We start from the raw sequence: 2803 nt of genomic DNA, 5'->3' as shown, positions 1-2803 counted from the left end.
TTCTGGAGGAGGACCGTCTTGCCCGTGAAGGGGGCGGCCACGATGAGGCCGCGCTGCCCCTTGCCGATGGGGGAGATCAGGTCCATGATTCGCATGGCGGTCTCGTCCTGCGTCGTCTCGAGGCGGATGCGCTCGTTAGGGTGCAGCGGCGTGAGGTTGTCGAAGTTGATGCGCCGGTAGGCGTCCTCGGGGCTCTCGCCGTTCACCGACTCCACCTTCAGCAGGGCGAAGTAGCGCTCGCCCTCCTTTGGCGGGCGGACATGGCCGCAGATGGTGTCGCCCGTGCGCAGGCCGAACTTGCGGATTTGCGAGGGGGAGACGTAGATGTCGTCCGGGCCGGGGATGTAGGAGTAGTCGGGGGACCGGAGAAACCCAAAGCCGTCGGGCAGGATTTCGAGGGCGCCCTCGCCGAAGGCGGAGCCCGCCTTCTCGATGCTCGCCTGGAGGATCATAAAGATCAGGTCGGCCTTCTTCAGGCCGCCGTACTCCGCCAGCTCCAGCTTCTCGGCCAGCTCGACCAGCTCGCTCATGGCCATGGCCTTCATGGCCGTGATGGAGACTTCCGGCCCGTCGGACGAGATTTCCGGCATCGGCTCGTTGGCCACATCAAGCACCGGCGGCTTCCGCGGTCCGCCCTGTCCGGGCCCCTGCGGGCGGCGCTTGTTCGGCCGCCCCTGCGGGCGCGGGGGGAAGTTCCGCTTTTTCTGTCCGCCCTGGGGGTATCCCTGGTGCTTGTCGTTTCCGTTGTCCGCCATGAACCTTCCTTTCAGTTGTTGGCTTTACCGGGACGCGTCCGCGCGGGCCACTGCCTGCGGCAAAAGCCGCGGCAAGACGCGCGGGACGCCTGGGGTGTTTCTTGGGGGGAGGGGCCGCGCGCATCCGCCGTCATGGGCCGTCGCGCGGGCCGTGTGCGCATAATGCACAAAACCGACCGCCCGTGTCAATTCTTTTGTCAATGTATTTCCGACCAGTTGCGCCCGGCGCCCGTGTCCACCCGCAGGGGCACGGACATCTCCAGGACGTTCTCCATCACGCCGCGCAGGAGCGCCTCCGTCTCCGCCTCGCGCCCCGCCTCCGTCTCCACCAGCAGTTCGTCGTGCACCTGGAGCACCATGCGCGCCCCCGCCTTCTCCAGCAGCGGGTCAAGGTCCACCATGGCCTTCTTGATGATGTCCGCCGCCGTGCCCTGCACGGGCGTGTTGATCGCCGCGCGCTCGGCCGCCTTGCGTATGTTCGCGTCGCGGCTGCCCAGCTCCGGCAGGTAGCGCCTGCGCCCGAAGAGGGTGGTCACATACCCCTCCTCCCGCGCCCGCACCACCACCTCGTCCAGCCACTCGCGGACCCGCGGGTACTGCGCGAAGTAGTCGGAGATGAACCGCGCCGCCTCGTGCCGGGGGATGCCCAGGTTCCGCGACAGCCCGAAGTCGCTGATGCCGTAGACCACGCCGAAGTTCACCGCCTTCGCCTGCCGGCGCATCTCGGGGGAGACCAGCTCCGGCATCACGCCGAAGACCCGGGCCGCCGTGTCGCGGTGGATGTCCGCGTCGTTGCGGAAGGCCCCGATCATGGCCGGGTCGCCCGAGAGGTGGGCCAGCACGCGCAGCTCGATCTGCGAATAGTCCGCCGAGACGAGCCGCAGGTTTTCCGCGCCGGCGACGAAGCCCTCCCGGATCTGCCGCCCGTCCTCCGTGCGCACGGGGATGTTCTGCAGGTTCGGGTTGCTGCTCGACAGCCGGCCCGTGGCCGCCACGGCCTGGTTGAACGACGTGTGGATGCGCCCGGTGCGCGGATGGACGAGCTTCGGCAGGGCGTCCACGTAGGTGCCCCTCAGCTTTTCCAGGGAACGGTATTCAAGTATGAGGCCGGGCAGCGGGTGCCTTCCGGCAAGCTCCTCCAGCACGTCCACGTCCGTGGACTGGCCCGTCTTGGTCTTGCGGACGGGTTTCAGGCCGATCCGGTCGAACAGGATTTCCTGAAGCTGCTTGGGGGAGTTGATGTTGAACTGTGTGTCCGCCGCGGCGTAAATCCTCTCCTCCAGGGATTTAAGGCGCACGGCCAGCCCGGCGCTCATCCGGGCGAAGACCTCCGGGTCCAGCGCGACGCCGCGCATTTCCATGCGGGCGAGCACGTGGATCAGGGGGATTTCAATTTCGCGGTGCAGGGCCTCCAGCCCGCGCTCCCTGAGCAGGGGGCTGAACACACCCGCCAGCCTCAGCGACATGTCGGCATCCTCGCACGCATACCCGCACGCGCGGTCCACGGGAACCTCGTCGAAGGTGACCTGCTTCGAGCCCTTTCCGATGAGGGCGCTGATGGGGATGGTCTTGTGCCGGAGGTAATGGAGGCTGACCTCGTCCAAATTGTGCCGCATGCGCGACGGATCTGTCAAGTAGGAGGCGACCATGGTGTCCATGCCGACGCCGCGCACCTCAATGCCCTCGTTGGCGAACACGATCATGTCGTACTTGATGTTGTGGCCCGTCTTCGGGAGCTCCGGGTCCTCCAGCAGGGGCTTCAGCGCGGCGAGCACCGTCTCCGGGGGCAGGGCGTCCAGCCGCTCCACCGAGGTGAGGTCGTCGGGGTCGTGCTGGATCGTCAGCGCCTCGGGGGTGTGGCGCACGGGGATGTAGTAGCCCGTGCCCGGCGCCGCGCTGAGGGAGACGCCGACCAGGGCGGCCAGCATGGGGTCTATGTTGGTGGTCTCCGTGTCCACGGCGAAGCCGCCGGCGGCGCGCATCTCGCCCAGGGCGCGGTCGAGGGTCTCCCGGTCCAGCACCAGGCGGTAGTCCGTTTCCTCCTCCGG

The 2803-nt window shown here is 67.8% G+C and carries 2 protein-coding genes; both read right to left on the bottom strand.

Features of this window, described 5'->3' with window-relative positions:
- The coding region (locus GXY15_02045) for a transcription termination factor Rho (GenBank protein ID NLV39993.1) at positions 1–590 on the bottom strand (590 nt) is incomplete at its 3' end.
- Positions 591–952: 362 nt separating this feature from the next.
- The coding region (gene polA / locus GXY15_02040; protein NLV39992.1) for a DNA polymerase I at positions 953–2803 on the bottom strand (1851 nt) is incomplete at its 5' end.

The sequence above is a fragment of the Candidatus Hydrogenedentota bacterium genome, from assembly GCA_012730045.1.
GTDB lineage: Bacteria > Hydrogenedentota > Hydrogenedentia > Hydrogenedentales > CAITNO01 > JAAYBR01.
Note: the sequence above shows the minus strand (reverse complement) of the source record. Positions and strands in the feature narration are given on the sequence as shown.